The organism is Paeniglutamicibacter sp. ZC-3 (assembly GCF_025847175.2).
Lineage (GTDB): Bacteria > Actinomycetota > Actinomycetes > Actinomycetales > Micrococcaceae > Paeniglutamicibacter > Paeniglutamicibacter sulfureus.
Genome location: NZ_JAOYTG010000012.1, coordinates 13,161 through 33,176, shown reverse-complemented (window position 1 = coordinate 33,176; position 20,016 = coordinate 13,161). Strand labels below are relative to the sequence as shown.

18 protein-coding genes, 1 tRNA gene and 1 pseudogene are annotated in these 20,016 nt (G+C 65.7%); 9 read left to right on the top strand and 11 right to left on the bottom strand.

All coding sequences use genetic code 11. From position 1 onward, the window contains the following. Positions 1-99 precede the first annotated feature (99 nt). Together hisC and OIU93_RS13030 are read left to right on the top strand one after the other, a co-directional pair. Positions 100-1,179 (top strand): histidinol-phosphate transaminase, encoded by a 1,080-nt coding sequence (gene hisC / locus OIU93_RS13035; RefSeq protein ID WP_264270506.1) that lies wholly within the window; start codon positions 100-102, stop codon positions 1,177-1,179. Then, on the top strand, positions 1,172-2,611 hold the full coding sequence (locus OIU93_RS13030; RefSeq protein WP_264270505.1) for an amino acid permease: 1,440 nt from the start codon (positions 1,172-1,174) through the stop codon (positions 2,609-2,611). Before hisC ends, OIU93_RS13030 begins: the two co-directional genes overlap by 8 nt. Positions 2,612-2,689: 78 nt before the next feature. On the opposite strand, the gene OIU93_RS13025 is transcribed toward OIU93_RS13030, so the two are convergent. Together OIU93_RS13025 and OIU93_RS13020 are read right to left on the bottom strand one after the other, a co-directional pair. After that, the gene (locus OIU93_RS13025; RefSeq protein ID WP_264270504.1) at positions 2,690-3,955 is read right to left on the bottom strand and encodes an endonuclease/exonuclease/phosphatase family protein; all 1,266 of its coding nucleotides are present in this window, start codon (positions 3,953-3,955) and stop codon (positions 2,690-2,692) included. Positions 3,956-4,060: 105 nt separating this feature from the next. After that, positions 4,061-5,722 carry a thiamine pyrophosphate-binding protein gene (locus tag OIU93_RS13020; RefSeq protein WP_264270503.1) on the bottom strand — a complete coding sequence of 554 codons (1,662 nt, stop codon included), beginning with the start codon at positions 5,720-5,722 and terminating at the stop codon, positions 4,061-4,063. 353 nt (positions 5,723-6,075) lie between these two features. Here OIU93_RS13020 and OIU93_RS13015 point away from each other — a divergent pair. Together OIU93_RS13015 and OIU93_RS13010 are read left to right on the top strand one after the other, a co-directional pair. Beyond that, positions 6,076-6,318: pseudogene (locus tag OIU93_RS13015) on the top strand (NAD(P)H-dependent oxidoreductase); the annotation flags it as partial. 270 nt (positions 6,319-6,588) lie between these two features. Next, positions 6,589-6,795, top strand: coding sequence for an excisionase family DNA-binding protein (locus tag OIU93_RS13010; protein WP_264270502.1), 207 nt, complete (start codon positions 6,589-6,591; stop codon positions 6,793-6,795). Positions 6,796-6,923: 128 nt separating this feature from the next. Here OIU93_RS13010 and OIU93_RS13005 read toward each other — a convergent pair whose 3' ends face one another. Beyond that, positions 6,924-7,658 (bottom strand): GAF and ANTAR domain-containing protein, encoded by a 735-nt coding sequence (locus tag OIU93_RS13005; protein ID WP_264270501.1) that lies wholly within the window; start codon positions 7,656-7,658, stop codon positions 6,924-6,926. Between the two features lie 402 nt (positions 7,659-8,060). Between OIU93_RS13005 and OIU93_RS13000 the strand changes: the two genes are divergently transcribed. Continuing rightward, on the top strand, positions 8,061-8,369 hold the full coding sequence (locus OIU93_RS13000; protein WP_264270500.1) for a hypothetical protein: 309 nt from the start codon (positions 8,061-8,063) through the stop codon (positions 8,367-8,369). Positions 8,370-8,907: 538 nt separating this feature from the next. On the opposite strand, the gene OIU93_RS12995 is transcribed toward OIU93_RS13000, so the two are convergent. The 4 genes from OIU93_RS12995 to OIU93_RS12980 all read right to left on the bottom strand — a co-directional run bounded on the left by OIU93_RS12995 (position 8,908) and on the right by OIU93_RS12980 (position 11,229). Next, positions 8,908-9,627: a GAF and ANTAR domain-containing protein gene (locus OIU93_RS12995; RefSeq protein WP_264270499.1), complete on the bottom strand. Its 720-nt coding sequence runs from the start codon at positions 9,625-9,627 to the stop codon at positions 8,908-8,910. Further along, the gene (locus OIU93_RS12990) at positions 9,628-9,903 is read right to left on the bottom strand and encodes a hypothetical protein (protein ID WP_264270498.1); all 276 of its coding nucleotides are present in this window, start codon (positions 9,901-9,903) and stop codon (positions 9,628-9,630) included. Positions 9,904-9,919: 16 nt separating this feature from the next. Beyond that, complete coding sequence (locus OIU93_RS12985) at positions 9,920-10,651, bottom strand: GAF and ANTAR domain-containing protein (protein WP_264270497.1); 732 nt, start codon at positions 10,649-10,651, stop codon at positions 9,920-9,922. 505 nt (positions 10,652-11,156) lie between these two features. Beyond that, positions 11,157-11,229, bottom strand: a tRNA-Lys gene (locus tag OIU93_RS12980). Positions 11,230-11,444: 215 nt separating this feature from the next. On the opposite strand from OIU93_RS12980, the gene OIU93_RS12975 reads away from it, so the two are divergent. The 3 genes from OIU93_RS12975 (at position 11,445) to OIU93_RS12965 (ending at position 14,036) form a co-directional block, all read left to right on the top strand. Continuing rightward, positions 11,445-12,104 (top strand): hypothetical protein, encoded by a 660-nt coding sequence (locus OIU93_RS12975; RefSeq protein WP_264270496.1) that lies wholly within the window; start codon positions 11,445-11,447, stop codon positions 12,102-12,104. 284 nt (positions 12,105-12,388) lie between these two features. Continuing rightward, positions 12,389-13,003: a hypothetical protein gene (locus OIU93_RS12970; RefSeq protein ID WP_264270495.1), complete on the top strand. Its 615-nt coding sequence runs from the start codon at positions 12,389-12,391 to the stop codon at positions 13,001-13,003. 7 nt (positions 13,004-13,010) lie between these two features. After that, the gene (locus tag OIU93_RS12965) at positions 13,011-14,036 is read left to right on the top strand and encodes an inorganic phosphate transporter (protein ID WP_264270494.1); all 1,026 of its coding nucleotides are present in this window, start codon (positions 13,011-13,013) and stop codon (positions 14,034-14,036) included. Between the two features lie 412 nt (positions 14,037-14,448). On the opposite strand, the gene pstB is transcribed toward OIU93_RS12965, so the two are convergent. The 4 genes from pstB to pstS form a co-directional block, all read right to left on the bottom strand. Continuing rightward, entirely contained in the window at positions 14,449-15,228 is a 780-nt protein-coding gene (gene pstB / locus OIU93_RS12960) for a phosphate ABC transporter ATP-binding protein PstB (protein ID WP_264270493.1), read from the bottom strand. Between the two features lie 52 nt (positions 15,229-15,280). Further along, positions 15,281-16,432: a phosphate ABC transporter permease PstA gene (gene pstA, locus OIU93_RS12955; protein WP_264270492.1), complete on the bottom strand. Its 1,152-nt coding sequence runs from the start codon at positions 16,430-16,432 to the stop codon at positions 15,281-15,283. Beyond that, positions 16,432-17,364: a phosphate ABC transporter permease subunit PstC gene (gene pstC / locus OIU93_RS12950; RefSeq protein WP_264270491.1), complete on the bottom strand. Its 933-nt coding sequence runs from the start codon at positions 17,362-17,364 to the stop codon at positions 16,432-16,434. The genes pstA and pstC overlap by 1 nt, the downstream gene beginning before the upstream one ends. Before the next feature lie 152 nt (positions 17,365-17,516). Further along, complete coding sequence (pstS, locus tag OIU93_RS12945; RefSeq protein WP_264270490.1) at positions 17,517-18,632, bottom strand: phosphate ABC transporter substrate-binding protein PstS; 1,116 nt, start codon at positions 18,630-18,632, stop codon at positions 17,517-17,519. Between the two features lie 225 nt (positions 18,633-18,857). Here pstS and OIU93_RS12940 point away from each other — a divergent pair, with 225 nt between their 5' ends. Further along, positions 18,858-19,985, top strand: a complete 1,128-nt coding sequence (locus OIU93_RS12940) for an aromatic acid exporter family protein (protein ID WP_264270489.1) — start codon at positions 18,858-18,860, stop codon at positions 19,983-19,985. The last annotated feature ends 31 nt before the right edge of the window (positions 19,986-20,016 follow it).

Sequence of the window (20,016 nt, the reverse complement as noted above, 5' to 3'; positions counted from 1 at the left end):
TTGCCGGGCGTTTGACCGGCCGAAGCTCATTTTCGTAGCTTTTGTGAGGCGCGTCACCGGCGACGTGCGAGCAGCTTGTTTTTCGAAAGGCACCCACCCATGACCCTCGCCCAGCGCACTTCCCTTGACTCGATCCCGGCCTACAGGCAGGGTGCCACACCGGGTGCGGCCCAGAAGGCCTTCAAGCTCTCCTCCAACGAAAACCCGTATCCGCCGCTGGACTCCGTCATCGCGGGCCTTTCCTCCGAGCTGGGCACCATCAACCAATACCCCAATGCCGCTGCCCCCGAACTTGTCGGTGCGCTGGCCGCCCGCCTCGGCGTGGAACCGGAGACCATTGCCCTGGGAGCCGGGTCGGTTGAGGTCGCCGGCCAGTTGATCCACGCGACCGCCAATCCCGGCGACGAGGTCGTCTTCGCCTGGCGCTCCTTCGAGGCCTACCCCATCCTCGCCCATGTCGCCGGGGCCACTCCGGTGATGGTGCCGCTGGATGCCGACGGGGCCCACGACCTGGCCGCCATGGCGGAGGCCATCAACGAGCGCACCGCGCTGGTCTTCATCTGCAACCCCAACAACCCGACCGGCACCGTGGTTGACGCCGCGGCCGTGGACGCCTTCATGGCCAAGGTCCCGGCACACGTGCTGGTGGTCATCGACGAGGCCTACGTCCACTTCAACACCGCGCGCGATTCGGCCATCGGCCTGGACTTCTTCCACCGCTACCCCAACATCGCGGTGCTGCACACCTTCTCCAAGGCCTACGGGCTGGCCGGGCTGCGCATCGGCTACGCCGTGGCGCCTCCCGCGGTCGCTGCAAACCTGCGCAAGACCGCCGTACCGTTCGGGGTCACCGCGCTGGCCCAGCGCGCCGCGGTGCTGTCCCTGGAACATGAAGACGAACTCCAGGTACGCATTGACGATCTGGTGACCGCCCGCGAATCCCTGCTGGCCACGCTGCGCGAAGCCGGAGTCACCGTCACCGAATCCCAGGCCAACTTCATCTGGCTGTCCACCGGCGATGACACCGAGGCCGTCGATGCGGGACTACGGGCCGCCGGCATCTGGGCACGCGCCTTTGCCGGGGAGGGCATCCGGATCTCCATCGGGTCCCCAGAAGCCAACGCGGCCATCGCCACCGCCGTCATCTCCGCACTGCAGGAAGCCCCCGCCCATGTCTAACACCCAGACCGCCCCGAGGCCCGCGAGCCTGAGCACCCGGCAGATCACCATGATGGGCCTGGGCGGCGCCATTGGCGCCGGCCTGTTCATCGGTTCCGGGCAGGCCGTTGCCGTGGCCGGGCCGGGCATCGTCCTGGCCTTCGCCCTGGCCGGCTTCCTGGTCATCCTGATCATGAACATGCTCGGCGAAATGGCCGCGGCGAACCCCTCGTCCGGATCCTTCTCCGTATATGCCACCAAGGCCATGGGCCCCAACGCCGGGGCCATCATCGGATGGCTTTACTGGATCCAGGGCGTCATCGTCATCGCCGCCGAGGCCACCGGTGCCGCGGCCATTGTCGGCGGATGGCTCCCCGGGGTATCGCAGGGCACCTGGTCTCTGGTTTTCCTGGCCCTGCTGACCGCCGTCAACCTGGCCAACGTGGCACGCTTCGGCCAATTCGAGTACTGGTTCTCCTTCCTCAAGGTCGCCGCTATTGTGGCGTTCCTTGGCATCGGCGTGGCCATCATCCTCGGGTTGGTTCCGGGCGTCGAAGCCACCGGCCTTTCCAACCTGGTGGCCCACGACGGCTTCCTGCCCAACGGCGTGGTCGGGCTGTGCGCCGGGCTGCTGATGGTCATCTTCGCCTTCGGCGGCATCGAGATCGTGGCCATTGCCGCGGCCGAAAGCGATGACCCGCGAACCTCCATCCGCAAGGCCGTGCGCGGGGTCCTGTTCCGCGTGCTGGTCTTCTACGTGGGCTCCGCCTTGGTGATGGTCTCGGTGCTGCCCTGGTATTCGCCGGAGCTTGCCGCTTCCCCGTTCGTTGCGGTGCTCACCTTCGCGCACATCCCGTGGATCGACTCCGTCATGGCGCTGGTGGTGGTCATCGCCCTGCTCTCGGCCATGAACGCGAACATCTATGCCGCCTCGCGCATGTTGCTTTCGCTCTCCGAGCGCGGGATCGCCCCGCGGGTCATCCAGGTCCGCAACCGGAACAAGACGCCGTACGTGGCGGTGAGCGCCTCGGTCATCCTGTGCACGATCGCGGTGGTCATGAACTACCTCGCGCCGGATCTGGTGATGCCGATGCTGCTCAACGCCGTGGGTTCCACGCTGCTGGTCACCTGGGGATTCATTGCGCTCTCGCAGCTCATCCTGCGCATCCGTGCGGACAGGGACCCGAGCATCCACCTGCCGGTGCGGATGCCGCTCTTCCCGCACCTCTCGATCCTGGCGCTGGCGATGCTGGCCGGGATCGTGGTGCTGGCGCTCTTCGATCCGGCGTCCCGCACCCAGTTGCTCGCCACCCTCGGGCTCACCGTGGCGATCGGGGTGCTCAACGCCGTGGCCCAGCGCCGTTCCAGGCGCCGCCTGGCCGGGGGCCTTGGCACCCCAGAGGAAACGCCGGCCTCCGCAGTCGAGTCGCGTGGCGACCACAGGGTTTCCTGACAGGCAGGAAAACCAATTCAACGGCCGGGTCCCCGATTTTTACCGGGGTCCCGGCCGTTGCCGATAGGTTGCCGGGGATCAGCCGGATACGGTGACGTCGACCCAGACCAGTCTGTGGTCGCTGCTGGCCGGCGGCCAGCCGGAGACAAGCCCGGCACCGTCTTGGCCGGCTCCCGGCCAGTAGACACCCGAACCCCGCGCCGGCAGCGTTGCCGAGGGCAACACGTAGTCCACGCGCAGCACCCCTGCACTTCCCCGGCCGAAGTCGGCGGTGCCCAGGGCGCTGCCGGTAATGCCCGCAATGCCCCTGGCTTCGCGGTCCCCTGTGCGCTCGGCAGCGGCCGGCAGCGGATCAACCAGCAGCGGGTTGCCGAGCAGCTTCGTGATGGCCGCCGGATCGGAGTCCCCCGAGCCGGCGTCGGAGTTCAAGTCCCCCAGCACCACGAAGTCGCTGCCGGGCTCCAGCGCTCCGCGCTTGCCCGAATCGTCATAGATGTACTCGCCGCGGCCTTCCCCGCCCAGGTAGTCGTTGATGAGCCGGATCTCGTCGTGGTTGCGCGCCCTGTTGCGTTTTTCCGGGCCATCGAAGACCGGCGGGGCGGGGTGGGCGGCAATCACGTGGATGGTCTTGTCCCCCACGGTGATCGGCACATCCCACATGGACTTGCTGGGCAGGGGCAGCACGCCGCGGACCAGCTCGCCGTAGTGCCGGGTCGGCATTTGCGAGTCCGGCATGTCCTTCCACAGGAACTTCTGGAAGGTACGGATCTTCGCGGCCTCTATGGGGTGCTTGGAGAAGAGCACCATGCCATATTGGCCCTCGAACTCCCCGTAGCCCAGGGCGTCGGCGGGGCCGCCGACAATGCCGTCCCCGTCGAGGTCCGCACCGCTGGGGATCCCCGTATTGGAGGGGGCCAGATACTTGTAGGGGTAGTAGATGGGATCCTGTCCGCCCTGGCTGCGCTCCAGGTAGTTGCGCTTGAAGCCTTCCGCGGCGGCACCCTCCGGGTCGTAGTCGAATTCGTTGAGCAGCAGCACGTCGGGTGAGTTGCGCTGCACAATCTCCGCCACCGCCTGCGCCTGGGCGTCCAGCGGGGTGGAGAGGTCCAGCGCAAGTTGGCCGGGCTGCGGCCGGTTCAGCGCGGCGTTGAACGTCGCCACACGCAGGGAGGGTGCCATGACGTCACGCCCTTCGGCATAGGGAATGGGGGCTGCCGAGCGCGGCTGCACGGAGATCGACCGTGCTTCGGCCGTTGGGTGCGCCTGCGCAGGGAGGGTACCTGCCGCCCCCAAGGCGATGAGTGTTGCGGCGGCCAGGGCCGTCCGGATCGAATGTCGCACCATTCCACATTAGGGGTGGAACCTACTTTCCGGTAGGTCGGTATTTTATCCAGTCAGGGGTTTTTCTGTCGGCGAAACCCACCGGCCCGCCCCGTACGGCCGGAAGGCTCAGCCGCGAACGCCGGCGGCCTTGCGGTTGGCCTCGAGGACTTCCTCCATGTACGGTGCCCGAACATCCGGGGAAATGCGGCAGTCCACCAGATGGATCCCGTCGGCCCCCGCTGCGACCCAGTCGCGCAACCCGGCTAGGTCTTCCAGGCTGCGCACTTTCGTGGCCGAGGCACCGAGCCCGCGCGCCACGGCGGCAAAGTCGACCTCGGGAATCAGCATGGGCCCCTCATGCAGCCCGATGGATCCGTATTGGTGGATCTCCGCCCCGTAGGCGGCGTCGTTGTAGATGACGACGATGCCGCTGCGCACGGTGCGAATGACGGATTCGAGGTCCGCCAGGCCCATGAGGAAGCCGCCGTCGCCACTGGCCAGCACGATCGTCGACTCCGGTGCCGCGGCCCCGGCACCCACTGCGGAGGCCAGGCCCAGCCCAATGCTCTGGTAGGCGGTGCCCACCAGGTTCAGGGCATGCGGCCCGGGGACATCCCAGTACATGGGGCCCCAGCCGATGAAGTGCCCGCCGTCCTGCACCACCACGCGGTCCGCGGGCATGATCGCGTTCAGGGCACGCGCCACCGACCGCGGATCGAGCAATCCGTCCGGTGCCGCCTCGTCGCCGGGCGCATGGTCGTTGACCCTCGCCAACCGGTCGCCCACCTCATCCACCCAGCGCAGGCCGCCGTGGCGCCCGCGCACCAGCGGCAGCAGGGAATCGGCAACCGCTGCCACGTCGGCCCGGAGGAACACGTCAACCCGCGGGCTCGTTGCGGCGGTGGCCACATCGACCTGGATCACCTGGGCGCCGACGTTGAAAAGCTCCCCGAAGCGGGTGGTGAACTGGTTCAGCCCGGCCCCGAGCACCAGCACCACGTCGGCTTCGTGGATGAGGGCGGCGGTTTCCCCGGAAGAGAACCCGCCGGCGATCCCCAAGTCCCCGTGGCGGTCGGCCAGGAGGTTTGGCGCGAGCACCGTGCTTGAGCTCAGTGCCCCCAGGGAATCGGCGAGCGCGGTGATTGCTTGCGCCGCACCGGACAGCCGTGCCCCGCGGCCATAGAGCACCAACGGACGCCTGGCCTCGTTCAGGGCGGCGGCCGCCTGGGTGAGCAGTTCCGGTGCGGCGGCCGGGTAACCGGGATCCAACGCGAAGTCGCCCAACGACAGCGGGCCCTCTTCGGCAGCTTCGTCGGCAACGATGTCATAGGGAATCGACAGCACCACCGCGGTGCGCTCGCGCAGGGCGTGGCCGACCGCCTCGAACGCTATGGCCATCGGGCGCTGCGCATCAACCACGAAGGTCGTGGCGCCCACTGCGTCGTTGATGGCGCCCTGGTCAATGTCCCAGGGGCGGGCGCCGGTGGAGGGCTGGTCCCCGGTGACAAGCACCATCGGGATCCTGGCCTTGGCGGCCTCTGCCAGCGGGGTGATGGCGTTGCTGAACCCTGCACCGTAGGTGGTGGTGGCGATGGCAGGCTTTCCGGTGATGCGGAAGTAGGCGTCGGCGGCAGTAACGGCGGCCGACTCGTGGCGTACCGCGGTGAAGCGGAACCCGGTGCGGAGCGCGGCGTCAAGGAAGTGGGCATTTCCGTTCCCCATGACTCCGAAGATCTCGGAAGTGCAGGTTAGGAGGGCGCGGGAAACGGCAGCGGAAACTGTAGACATTTTTTGTGACTTTCGAATGCAGCAAAAAGAACTAAGGCCATATTCGTCTTCGGGCAGCGAACCCGGATTTCGCCCATTTTTAGAGCGACGGCAGGAACTTCAGAAACGTTCCGCCTGACGATGCAACCATAACCGCACCAATGTGTCCTGCGCAACATCGACCGCTTCTGCGAATGCCATCCCAGTGGCTGCGCTCCGGCAAACCGTTCGACGGCAGGCCAGGTGAAGATTGTTGCTGCGGCTCACCATGGATCGGGGATCCAGGAAACAGATGATCCCCGCCCTCACGAGGAGAGCGGGGATAGGTAGTTCTGTGCGCCCCGCGGGGGTCGACCCCCCGGCCAATGGATTAGTTGTCGACATTTGTAGCAGTCCGCGACCACCACTGTAAACCCGCGCCCGTCATCCGGGACAAGCTCATGGCTGCACAAATCCTGGTGCCGGCCGTCCCGATTTGGGTGGGACACCCCTCCAGCCTGGCCCAGCGGGTGCTGGAGAGGCTGGATGCCGAAATCTCAGAGACCGACTGCCAAGGCCGTCCGATCCTGTTCGGCAAGGTCGCGATGGTAGCCGTGGTCGGCAACGAAGACGGTGCACTTGGCCGCCCTGCCCAGTGACCGACCGTATCCGGCGGGCTAGGAATGTGCGGCAGATTTTCAAGGGCTCAAGGCGTGCAGAATGCCCCGCCGGGTGGGTGTGCAAAACATTGAAGCGCCGCCGAAACCGCGCCTACGATGGGAACCCAGCAGGTCCCCTGAACGGTGCCTCCGGACCAGTCGTTCAGCCGGGGGGATGATGAAGGCTACATGGATTGGGGGATGACATGCTCCAACCACTAGCCCCCCGGGGACACCGAATACCTGCGGATGGCCGAGGCCGCCGCCGCGATGCGCGTGCCAAGGATGACCGTGTACGACCTGGTGCAGGAGGGCAAGCTGCCGGCGGTGAGCTTCGGTAAGTCCTTCCGCATTCCTGCCCGCGCCGTGCGGGAGTTCCTCGCGGCCGCCCGGCATCCCGCGGCACCTGCGCCTTGCACGCGCCGACCTAGGCCAGAGCGGATAGCATCCGAATGAGGCCCGCCATCGCTGCCGTCCGCGGCAGTGCGGCACCTGCTCCGCCGTCGCGAGGATCACTGGCCAGATCCTCCCCGGGCGGGCACTGCCCCCACGGAGAACGCCGCAGAGGGTCCTTGCGGCGGCGGCTACCTGTCGAAATGGGTCGCGGGGGCCTCGGGGGTCGCGGAGCCGACCACGGCGGCCGCCACGTCGCGCAGCTTGATGTTGCGGCTGTTGGACGCTGCCAGCAGGATGCCGAAGGCCTCCTGCTGCGAGCACCGGTTCTGCCCCATGACGATTCCCACAGCCAGGTCGATGGTGGTGCGTGCCTTCATCGCCTCCAGCAACTGTTCAGCTTCCTCCCGGTGCCTGGCCACCTGGAGCGCCAAGGCCAGCGCGGTGGACGCCTGGTCCGCATATCCCCGCGCGGCCTCGACCTGCCGGGGGTCGAACCCGTGGACCTGGCGCGAATACAAGTTCAATGCGGCGCCGTCCCCGTCCTGTAGATCGAATGGCACCGCCAGCACCGAGCCAATCCCCCGGGATACCATGTGCCCGACATACCTCGGCCAGCGATGTTCCACGCGCAAGTCCGGGACCAGGACCAAGCCCCGGTCCCGGGCAGCGGTGAGGCACGGCCCCTCGCCCAAGCCGTACTGGACCTCGTCCACTTCCTGGGCCTCGAGGCTGCTGCTGGCCACCGTGCCCGCGCGGTGGCGGCGCACCAGCGTGATCCCGCACAGCACCCGCCCCGGGTCCCCGCCGGAAAGTTCCTGCACCGCCACGTGCGTCAGCGCATTGAGAAACCCCTCAATCTGCTCGGTATCCAGCACCTTCCCATAGAGGTACTCGCCGACGCTGGTCAGTTGGTCGCTATCCATCGCTGGTCCCCTTACTTCCGGGTCTGCGCAGCCATTCGACGAAAGTGCCCGCCCGCACCATGGCTACCTTTCCCTTTTACTGTGCCACTTGTTATCCGCCTCGGGAAGGATTGTTTGCATCGTGGCCCTCCCGTAGCCTCCACGGATCCGACCGCCGCCAGCCTCGTCGCTTTCAGCCCCGGGCCACACCGGCCCCTGGCCCGCGCCACGCCCGGGACCCCGCGGGGCGGATGGCGGGTCCGGACACCGCGGGGCACGAGGTGAAATCCCCTTGAATTCGGCAACACGTGTTGGGCATAATCGATTTATCGATCGGCCGGCGGGGTTTTTGTCGGCCGCACGTGGTTCTCCAGACCCCGGGAAGCACGTCATCCGCGTATCGGAAATTCGAGGACAGGGCTCATGACCATCCAGCAATTGTTCGCCACCCCGCAACGTCGCAGCGAGCTACCCGCGGACACCGCCAAAATCACCTTGGTCTCACCATCGACGCAGGAGAGCGTGCCGCCGATCAGTTGCGGAACCTGCCACAGCGACAAGTACTTGGTCTTTGAACAGGTCAGGCCAGTACCACCGCATGGGCCCGCGCCCTCGGCCTGGGACGTTGAATGCTGGTGTGGCCGGTGCGAGGAATTCCAGGGAATCCGCACCCACCGCCTGCCCGCGCTGCCACACTCCTTCCTGCTGCGGGGCTACGGCACCGACATCTAGCCGGCTCCCAGGCCTCGCCCGAAGTAGGTCTTGACGTGTTTCGCGGTCAGGGTGTCCGCGAGTCCGGTGGCCAGGACCACGCCTTTCTGGTTGCGGATGGAAGCCGCCCGCGAAGAGAACTTGAACGCCTCTTCCCGGGAGCGACCCGCCGTCCCATGTTGACGCCAAATCGATGGGTGCGCGACCTCAGGGTCTGCTGCGGATCCGCATACTCATGCTGACGCGCGGCGAGCCATAGCGCCGGCGGGCGGGTGGACCTTGTGCCTGAGCCGCATGCCCCTGCGGACGGCGGGACCGCGGTGAGCCCCGGCCTACTCCGGCCAGCGGGTCAGCCCGTTGCCAAGGGCATTGGCATATTCGGTGGGCCGGCAGCACGGCCGACGCCCGCACGGCGGAGAATCCGCACAGCTGCTCCAGGAAGTCCGCGAGGCCGGAACCCTCAAAAACGAGGTTTTGGGGTTGTCCGGCCACGGAGCCGGAAAATTCCCGGTTTCGTGCCGCTGCCATCTTGCCCTGGTCCCGGGCAAGGGACGAAGGACTATTCCATCCCCCGGGCGCGTCGCGCCTCACGCAGGACCTCGATCGCCCTGTCGCCGAGGCGCACGTTCGCCGAGAATGCCGAGCGACTCAATTGAGCGAAAGCCTCGGCACGGCTGCACTTGTCCCGGACCATGATCACCGCCACCGCCCCGTCAACCAGCCCGCGGGCCCGCAGCTCCGAACCGAGGTCGGCGCCGGCCAGGGCAGGCAGGTGGAATCGCAGGGCCAAGCGCAGGATGCGCGAAATCGATCCGGCGAAGGCCTCCACTGCGGAAACAAAGTCCGAATCCATTATTCCGGGTTCGCGGGCATAGCAGTTCAGCGCGGCCTGGGTGCCGCTGCCGGCTTCCACGGGGACCGCGAGGATGGCATGCACTCCGCTGGAGCCGATCTCCCGCGCATAATCCCGCCAAGTCCTCGACTCGTCCATTTCCGGGATGAAGACCTTGCGCTGCTGCCGCAGCGCGGTCAGGCAGGGACCATTGTCAAAGGCGTACTGGCGTTCATCCAGGACCATGGCATCGAGCTCGCTGCTTGCCACCGTGAGCGGGAAGCCCTCGCGCTCCACCGTGATGGAACACAGCACCGGCTTGCCGCTGCCCAGCCCCGCCGCGGCAATCAGCACCAGCTCCAGCATGAAGTCGCTGAAGCCCTCGCTCTCAAGTAGCAGGTCTTGCAGCTCGTCTTGGCTGCGTGCGTCGTGGCCTCGGGCGCCCATTTAGGTTTCCGTCTTTCCCGGGTCCTGGTCAGTGGAGTACGGGACCCTGAGATCCATGTCCAGGTCCATGAAGCGTTCATTGATCGCGTGGGCCACCAGATCGCGCTCCAACGTGGGCAACGCATGGGCGGCAAAAAGATAAGCCTCGATTTCGAATTGGCCGGCTGACCCGCCAAGGCCGAAGTACTTTAGCCATAACTCGCCCACCGTCAGGCCCGCAAGCGGCAGCGCCTGGCGCAGCTGCTTCAGCTGCAAATCATCGTCATCCATCTCCATGGCCTGTTCCCCGTCGCTAGGCACCTTGCGGGGTGGCGGCCTCGACTAACCGGGCGGCAAACTCGCCCAGGGTCCGGCCCTCCGCGATGGCCTGCTTCAACAACAGCCGCACCGCGTCATCGGCGGCAACGCCATGACGTTCCATGATGATGCCCTTGGCCATGCCAATGACGTCTCGCAAATACAGGGTACTGCGCAACTCGTCACTGACCTTCTTGGCCTGTTCCGCGGTGATGGCATGCTCCAGCAACACCGAAGCCTGCCGGGCCAGCAGCTCCAGGACACCTCGAGAGCGCTCAGTGAAGGCCTGGGGCTCGGCGGCATAGACTTTCACCGCGCCAAAGGACTCGGAGGAGGATTTCAGCGGAACGCTGATGGAGGCGGCGACGGCCAGCGGCGCCACCAACCTTGACCATTCGGGCCAGCGATCGTCGGCGGCAATGTCCTGGACCACCACCGTTTCGCCCGTGGCCCAGGCGGAGAGACAAGGACCCTGCTCGAGATCGTATTGCAGACTATCGGCCTGCTCGACGACCTCGTCCGAGGCGGCAGCACTGGTCGGACGGGCATTGGCATCCATCAACGTTACCCCGGCACCAATGGCGAAGGGGACGCTGGACTTCGCCGCGGCGGTGATAAGTTTCAGCGTTTCGGCCACGGTGGCCTCGGACATGAGCAACCCGGCGGCACCCGCCGCCGCAGCGGCCAACTCGTCCGCAATCGGGAGCGACTTCCCAATCCTGGCCATGAACGTGCCTCTCTGTCCTGGACACAACAGCAATATACTGCTCCAAGCCTACACATCCGCGGACCACAAAGCGCCGGAAGCACAGACGGACTTCCAGGTCCCCGGGGGCATGTCGGCAATAAGGCGGTTGCCATCACAAACAGCGCACGCCCGTTGAGGACGACCACTGACGCAACCTGTTGAAAGCGGACCGGTCGAGCTGTCCTCCACGTTCTTGAACGGTATGCCGAGCGAGTTCAAGGTCGGCTGGGACCCCACATACTTCTATCTGAGCGAGCTAGAAGAATGCGAAGCGAATCGGGCCTTGTGGATCTTCGGTTCAGAGACTTCGGCCCTCGACGTCGTTGAGAAAGTGCAGGCAGCAGGAAGATTGTCCGAGATCAACTGGCACTCCCGGATCCAGTCAGATAATCGAATTCGTTGGGTTTCCCTTGAATTTGGGGGCAACGACTTAAACAGAAAGCGGTTCTGACTTAGATTTCTCCTAGTCAGAACCGCTTCTCTGTGCGCCCTGCGGGGGTCGAACCCGCGACCAATGGATTAAAAGTCCAGTGCTCTACCAACTGAGCTAAAGGCGCGCTTGGCACTTAGCCAACACCATATTAGCGGATAATCCGGCCCCGCTTGGACAAGCTTGCTGGAATCAACTGGTGTCCGAACACGTGGGGTTCGCAGGGCTTGCCCCGCCGCGGGCTTTCCTGCTGCCAGCCTGCCGGCACGCAGACTCCCTCCCGACGGCTCACCCATCCCGGAGATGAGCAAGTATCCAGCTGGGCAGAGTATCCTCGAGCCCATGAAGGGCCACCCAGCATTGACTCCCCCGGCAACCACATTCCGGCACCACAAACCCAAACCGTTCGCTCCCATGGATTTCGATCCCTTCGAGGGCGGTGCCGATCCGGCGCGCGTGTCCGAGGCAGCGCACCTCTCCGCCCACGCATTGGTGCAGGCAGGAAAACTCAATGACGATCCGGAGATCCGGGAGCGCCTGGTGCGGCTCGCCGAGGACGAAGGCCTGGAGGTCATTGCCGAGCTTTGGTCCAAGGCCCCCGCCCGCTCGCTTCCCGGCGCCCTGTGGCGGCTGTACGCAATCCGCGCCGCAACCGTCAACAATCCCGAGGCCATGGCCTCGTTCTTCGCCGCCGGCGCCCGCCAGGCCCAGGTCTCGCGTGTGGTTGCAGGAGCCGCGGAACCGCCAGGGGCCGAGGAACTGTGCAACATGACCAGCTCCATCCTCACCGGCGCCTTTGACGGCGAGTTCGATGTGGCCCTGGAACGCACCGCGGCGTACTGCCGGGTCATAGCCCTGGGGCAAGCCGAACAGGCGGATGCGGCCGATTTTTCGCACCCGGAGCGCGCCGCCTTGATGACCGGTCGCGCCCATGCCCTGTTGAAGACCGCCGAGGACTTGGAAGCCGCCGCCGCATCCTGGAGGCGCGGGGAACTGGACTGAGAGTTCCTTCACGCCGAGCGCGAATACTGCGCCGGCGTGTTGACAGGAGGGCCGGTTTCCTAGAAAACTGGAATCACGGTGCCGGACCGCGGCAGCCCCGGGCTCCAACTTTCAGCCGCTACGAGCGGCCTTCCGCCGAGAGGCGCTCCCGGTTCGGCACCGCCAACTTCACTCCCCGCCCTGGCACGGGGACGCACTTCACACCGCCCCGGGCGGGCTTGTTCACCTTGGATGCGTAAACTGGGCAGAGTCCCGCTTTTTCCTTTCCATCCGGTGGTTTCCTCGTGAAATTTAGATTGTTCCCTTCGGACATGCGCGGCCTTGGGCTTCTTCGCGACCTGGCCTCCGAAGTCAACCTATGCGTTGGGGTTCTTTCCGAAATGCTGGGCTCCAGCGAAGACCGCGCCGTGCAGCTTGATGCGCTGGACGCGTCCGAAGCCAGGGCCACCGACCTGCACTACGCGGTGCTGACGCATTTGCGCACCAGCTACGTCAACCCGTTGCCGCGCGAAGACGTTTACACTTTTTCGCGGCTGCTCCATGAGGCCGTCGAGCAACTCAGCGGAGGCGGCATCCTCATTGCGCACCTGGGCAAGCGACACCTCTCACATCGTGCGGCCGAGCAGCTTGAACTGATTGGCCGCCAGACCGAGCTCACCACCGAGGCATTGGGCAAGCTCCAGCGACTGGACGACCTGGAAGACGTTTGGCTTGATTTGGTGCGCATTTCCAAGCGCGCGCACCGAACGCACCAAACGTGGCTGGGTGAGATCGGGGAACTGAACAAGGCAGGCACCATCATTCGCCACCGTTCGGTCGCTGACCAGCTCCACTCCTGTTCCCAATCCCTGCGAGCCGTGGCCGACCACTTGGGACGCGTCCTGGTCAAGGAATCCTGAGTCGGGCGTGGTTACCGGCCAATCCTTCATGATGTTCGTGGTGCTGTTGTTCACCTGCGCCTTCGCGTTCCTCAACGGGTTCCGCGATGCCTCGAACTCAATCGCAGTCGCCGTGCGCAACCGCGCTTTGACCCCCAACTATGCGGTGCTGGTGGCTGCGTTCTTCACCTTTCTTGGCACCATGCTCTCCACCTCTTTCGGGGTCTACCTGATTTCGGCCGTCGAGCTGAACGTCCCGAGCGGGGTTCCCGGGCTGGCACTGCTGCTGTCCGCATTGCTCGCGGGCGGCGCCTGGGCGTTGTATTGCTGGTGGCGCGGACTTCCGGTGTCTTCGACGCATTCCCTGGTTTCCGCCCTTGCCGGCGCGGGCGGCGCGTCTGCCCTGCTGGGCGACGACGGGGTGCACGACGCCTGGCGAATGCTTGCCGGCGGAGTTCTGCTGCCACTGCTCTTCACTCCCGTCTTTGCCTTCGTCGTGTCATACGTCCTGGTCATCCCCGCCACCTGGCTGGTGCGCCATTCCACCGCGTCCGACGTCAGCGGGGCATCCCGCGCGGGGCAGTCCATCTCGGCGTGTGCGGTGGCCCTGGGCAACGGATTGCAGGACGGCCAGCGCACCGGCGCCATGTTGACCTTGGCCCTGGTGACGGCGGGCGCCGCGCAGCCCGGAACCATCATGCTCGGCCCCCAGCTGCTGGGCGCTTCCGCCCTGGCGGCAGGGGTCCTCTTTGGCGGCTGGCGCATCGCCCATACCCTTGCCTACCGCCTGGTCAACCTGGACCCGCTGCGCGGCATGGTGGCCCAATCGGTCTCCGCCGCAATGCTCTTCCTGGGTGCCATGCTGATCCACCTGCCCATTTCCACCACCCAAGCGGTGACCAGCTCGATCGTCGGGGCGGGCACCAACCAGCGGTTCGAGTCCGTTACCTGGCGGCAGGTAAAGCGCGTACTGCGGCACTGGGTGGCCACCCCCGTAGTCTGCTCGCTGCTCGGCGGCATCCTAAGCCTGGCCATTCATCCGTTGGTCAGCTGATTATTAGGCGGCTCTTGCCCGCTTCGTCCTGACCGGATCCACCCTCGACGCCTGGCCCCCTGCACCGGGCCCGGGGGGCGCCTCCGAGCGCCTCCGGCCATTGGCGCCGGCACAAGCGCCACTGCCCCCGCCACAAGGCTTCGGCGGCACCCCCGATGCCTCCGGTGCGGCCGGGTGGTCCCATTCCCCGGGTCGCGCTGTCGGGCTCCACGTGCATCCTCGCGGGCCCCCGATCAGCGATGGCTCCCCCGGGCGTTAAACAAGGCAACGGCGGAACCCCGCGCAAGACTCATGCGCGTGGTTCCGCCGTTGCGATCCCCCTCCAGGGATCCCCGGAAGATCCCCCTTCCGGTACCGCCGCAGGACCTGTTCGGTCCCGGGCGAATTTTTCTGCGGCGAGTGCAGTCAGGAATTATCCGAAGCGGCCCGAGACGTAGTCTTCGGTGGCCTTGACCCCGGGGTTGGAGAAGATCGTGGTGGTCTCGGCGTACTCAATCAGCTTGCCGGGCTTGCCGGTGCCGGCGATGTTGAAGAACGCGGTCTTGTCGCTCACGCGCGCGGCCTGCTGCATGTTGTGGGTCACGATCACCACGGTGTAGTCGTTCTTCAGCTCGTTGATCAGGTCCTCGATCGCGAGGGTCGAGATCGGGTCCAGGGCGGAGCACGGCTCGTCCATGAGGATCACCTCCGGCTTCACCGCGATGGTGCGGGCGATGCACAGGCGCTGCTGCTGGCCGCCGGAAAGCCCGGAGCCTGGCTTGTCCAGGCGGTCCTTGACCTCGTTCCAGAGGTTGGCGCCGCGCAGCGACTTCTCGACCAGGCCATCGGCATCCGAGCGGGAGATCTTCTTGTTGTTCAGCTTCACCCCGGCGAGCACGTTGTCCCTGATGGACATGGTCGGGAACGGGTTGGGACGCTGGAAGACCATGCCGATCTGGCTGCGGACGGTGACCGGGTCGACACCGGTTTCGTAGAGGTTGTCCCCGTCCAGGAGTACCTCGCCCTCGACGCGGCCACCGGGGATGACCTCGTGCATGCGGTTTAGCGTACGCAGGAAGGTGGACTTGCCGCAGCCGGAGGGACCGATGAAGGCGGTCACCGACTTGGCTTCAATTTCGATGCTGACGTCTTCCACGGCCAGGAAGCTGGAGTAGTAGACGTTGAGGTCCTTGACGTCGATGCGCTTAGACATGTGTTTTTTCCTTAGGAAGTTTGTGTGTCTGAGGGTCCGGAGCCTTTGAGGCTCAACGGCCCTTCTTGGGGGCGAACAGGCCGGCGATCAGGCGTGCGCCGAGGTTGAGCACCATGACCATGGCGATCAGCAACAGTGCGGCAGCCCAGGCACGCTGGATCGAGGGATCCACGTTGGTCGGCGAGGTCGGGGTGAGGATCTGGTAGTAGATGAACGTCGGCAGCGTGGCCATCCAGTTGCCAAAGACGTTCACGTTGATGTTGTTCGCCAGACCGGCGGTGACCAGGATCGGTGCGGTCTCGCCGATGACGCGGGCGATGGCCAGGGTCACGCCGGAGGCGATGCCGGAGATTGCCGTCGGGATGACGACCTTGGCAATGGTGCGCCATTTGCGCACACCCAGCGCGTAGGCCGCCTCGCGCAACTCGTTCGGGACGATCTTGAGCATTTCCTCGGTGGAGCGGACCACCGTGGGGATCATCAGCACGCTCAAGGCGACGGCGGCAACGATGCCCATGCGAGCGGTGGGGCCCATGATCACCGCGAAGAGCGCGGTGGCGAAGAGACCGGCGACGATCGAGGGAATGCCGGTCATCACGTCGACGAAGAAGGTGATGCCCCGGGCGAGCGGGCCGTTCTTGCCGTACTCGACAAGGTAGATTGCGGTCAGCATGCCCACCGGAACGGAGATCAGGGTGGACCAGAGCGTGATCAGCAGCGTGCCGATCACCGCGTGGTAGGCGCCGCCGAGAACCGGGGTGCCGTTTTCGACGCTGGCGTTGTCGGCCGCGCCGGTGATTCCGTTCATGGAGTGGAACAGGAAGTGGGTGTTGATGCCCGGCAGCCCCTTCTGCAGCACCGTGAACAGCACGGAAGCCAGCGGGATGAGCGCGACCAGGAAGGCTGCATAGACCAGGTAGGTGGCCAGGGCGTTCCGGCCGCGGCGCGCCCCCTCCACCAGGGTGGTGATGACGCTGGAGGCCACCACGAAGATGACTGCGGTGTAAATGGCGAAGCTTGCCACGGAGAATCCACCGAGGGTGGAAGCCGCGGCGCCGAGGATCAGTGCGCCCACGGCAATGCCCGGGATGGCCCAGCGCGGCAGGTGGCCCTTGGACAGGGAGTTTCGCTTGCGGGCAACCGGAGGCTTGCCCGGCTGCTGGCGCGAATCGTTGGGGAGCTTGTTGGCGGTAACGGTGTTCATCAGTTGGCTCCCGAGAATTCCTTGTGGCGGGCGATGATTGCCCGGGCGATCAAGTTGACCACCAGGGTGATCACGAACAGCACCAGGCCGGCCGCAATCAGCTCGGAGAGGCGCAGGCCGAAGGCCTCGGGGAAGTTCAGGGCGATCTCGGCGGCAATCGTCTGGTTGCCGGACTTGATCAGCGATGGGATCAGGCTGCCGGTGGAGAGCACCAGGGCCACGGCCATGGTCTCGCCCAGTGCACGGCCCAGGCCGAGCATGACGGCCGAGATGATTCCGGGGCGGGCGAAGGGAAGCACCGACATGGTGATCATTTCCCAGCGCGTGGCGCCCAATGCCAGGGCGGCTTCCTCGTGCAGCTTGGGGGTCTGCAGGAAGATCTCGCGGCTCAGCGAGGTGATGATGGGAAGCACCATCACTGCCAGCACGATGCCGGCCGTGAGGATGGTCTTGCCGGTCTGCGAGGCGGGGCCTTCAAAGATCGGGATGAAGCCGAGGTTCGCGGTCAGCCATTGGAAGCTGGGGACCAGCGCCGGGGCCAGCACCAGGTAGCCCCAGGCGCCGTAGATCACCGACGGGATGGCTGCCAGCAGGTCGATGACGTAACCAAGGCCCGCCGCCAGCTTGCGCGGGGCGTAGTGGGAGATGAACAATGCAACGGCGATGCCGACCGGAGTGGCGATGAGCAGGGCGATGGCCGCTGCGATCACGGTGCCGATGACAATCGGATAGATGTAGCTGAAGAAACCTTCGCCGCCACTGACGAGTGTCGGGTCGGCGGTGAAGGTGGGCAGCGCCTGGATAAGCAGGAAGACCGCTACCGCAAGGAGGGTTACGAGGATCAGGATGCCCGCGCCTAGCGCGGCTCCGGAGAAGATCTTGTCTCCGGCCTGTCCCTTGGATCCGCTGCGCCGTAGCGCGTTGGTAGTCATATGGGTGAGCCTTAGGGAGTTGAGCGAGCGGCAAGGGGGATCATACGGCCGTTCGCGCTGGGATATGGAGGGGTCAAATCAGATGCTACTGCGCCTTCGGGGGAATATCGAAGAAAAGTCATCGATATTCCCCCGAAGGCCTGGGTGCAAAGTTAGGACGCGACCTTGATCGAGTCGACAGCCTTGATGGCGGCTTCGCTCATCTTGGCGGACAGCGGGGCGTTGCCGGCGGAGCCTGCAGCCTGCTTCTGGCCTTCCTCGGAGAGTACGTATTCGCCGAAGCTCTTGACGAGGTCAACCGTGGCCTGGTCCTTGTAGGTGGAGCAGAACACGTGGTACGAGACCAGGATGATCGGGTAGGAACCCGATTCGGTGGTGTCGCGCTTCAGGTCCAGGGACATGTCCAGTGCGCCGCGGCCTTCGACCGGGGTGGCTGCCTCGACGCCCTTGGCTGCTGCCTCGGGGGAAATCTCGGTGAACTCGTCGCCGACCTTCACGTTGACGGTGCCGAGCTTGCCAACGGCGGAGAAGTCCGCGTAGGTGATTGCACCCTCGGTGGCGGTGGTGGTTGCCACGACGCCGGAGGTGCCCTTGGCGTTCTCGCTGGCGAGGTCCTTGGGCCAGTCGCCGGAGACTTCGTAGTCCCAGACGTCCTTCGCGGCGGCCGCGAGGTAGTCGACAAAGTTCTCGGTGGTGCCCGACTCGTCATTGCGGTGCACCACGGTGATCGCGGTGTCCGGAAGCTCCACGCCTTCATTGGTCGCGGCGATGGCCGGATCATTCCACTTGGTGATTTCCAGCTTGAAGATCTTTGCGATGGTGGCTGCATCGAGGTTCAGGGTCTCAACGCCCGGAAGGTTGAAGGCAACGGCGATCGGGGAAACGTAGGCCGGGACGTTGAATGCGCCCTCGGGGCCGCAGATTTCCTTCGAGGATTCGACTTCCTCGTCCTTCAGGTAGGCATCCGAGCCTGCGAACTGCGCGCCTCCGGCCAGGAAGGCCTTGCGGCCGGCGCCGGAGCCATCCGGGGAGTACTGGACCATGGTGCCGGCGTTGGCCTGCTCGAAGCCAGCCTTCCAGGCTTCCATGGCGGACTTCTGCGAGGAAGCACCGCTACCGGTCAACGTGCCGGAGACTGCCCCTGCGGACGAGTTGCCGGCGTCGCCGGTTCCGGCCGTGGCCGTCGGGCTGTCCGAACCGCAAGCGGTCAGGGCAAGTGCTGCCACGGTAAGAACTGCAGCCGCGCTGCCAATGCGATGAAGCTTCACGAGTTATCCTCTTTCACATGCCTGTCAATGACGAACCGTGTCGTCCTGGTCTTTCCCAAGGATGCGCACACCGGCACATCGCTTCAATACGAAACTAGGCCCCGGAAGTAACCAGCACTTCCGACGAAGGTGAACGCAAGGTGAACAAGGCCGGCATGCCCCAGTGTTTCGCGTCACGATTCATACTTGCCAGTGGTATTTGCGCGCCATGACAGACTGTTGTCCATGGGTATCGGATCATCGGCCGGCGGCGCGTGGACGTTCGTCATGCGCCGCAACCGCGTGGGTGTGCGCCGCGTGGGGACATCGTTCCCCAAGATCATCCAGATGACCGTCTCCGCGGTGCTGGCCTACTGGATCGCCGAGCAACTCCTGGGCCACGTGGACCCGATCTTTGCCGCGACCAGCGGGCTGCTGGTGCTGGGATTCGGCACCGCCACCACGGTGCGCCGCTCGATGGAGGTCGCCATTGGCTGCACCCTGGGCGTGGCTGTCGGAGACTTGTTGCTGACGCTTCTGGGAAGCGGCCTGTGGCAGGCGGCCCTGGTCCTTTTCCTGTCGCTGGTGATCGCCAGGTTCCTGGATTCCGGCCCCATTTTCTCCACCCAGCTGGGACTGCAATCGGTGCTGGTGGTCCTTCTGCCCATCGGTGCCGCGGGACCGTTCAGCCGTTCAATCGACGCGGTCATCGGTTCGCTGTGCGGCCTGTTGATCATGATGGTTTTTCCCCGCGACCCGCGCCGCACCCCCACTGCCGAGCTGGGCAAGCTTTTGGGCGAGCTCGCCGGCATCCTGCACGAATGCGGGCGCGCCGTCAGCGCCTCCGACACCACCCTGGCATTCCACGCACTGGTCCGCGCCCGCGGAACCCAGCAGCTCCTGGATTCCCTGCCCGCGGCCCTGAACATGGCCCGCGAGGTGGCCACCCTGGCCCCGGCACACCGCCGACACCGCTCCGACCTTGACCGGTTGAAGGTTGCGGCGGAAAAGACCGATCTGGCCGTGCGCAACTCCCGGGTCCTGGCTAGGAGGCTGACCACCGTGATCACCCAGGGCTCCCTGACCGACCAGGGGGTCGAGTCCGTGGCGGGCTTGTTGACCGAACTGTCCGAGGCGGTCAACGCCCTTGGCTACGCAGTGTTGGAGACCAAGGAGTCCGGATACCGAAGGGCTGTGGGTCGGGCCCGACGCGAGCTTGCTGAATGCGCAGCCCGGCTGGATCCCGCGGCCCTCCAGGTCAGCGGCCTGCAAGGTGAAGGCATGGTGCTGCTGCTGCGCCCGCTGGTGATTGACCTCCTCGAGGCCACCGGCACCAGCCACGAGGAAGCAGTGGCGTTGTTGCCGCGCCTGTAGCGTAACCCGGCTGCCACGCACCCAAAGCGTG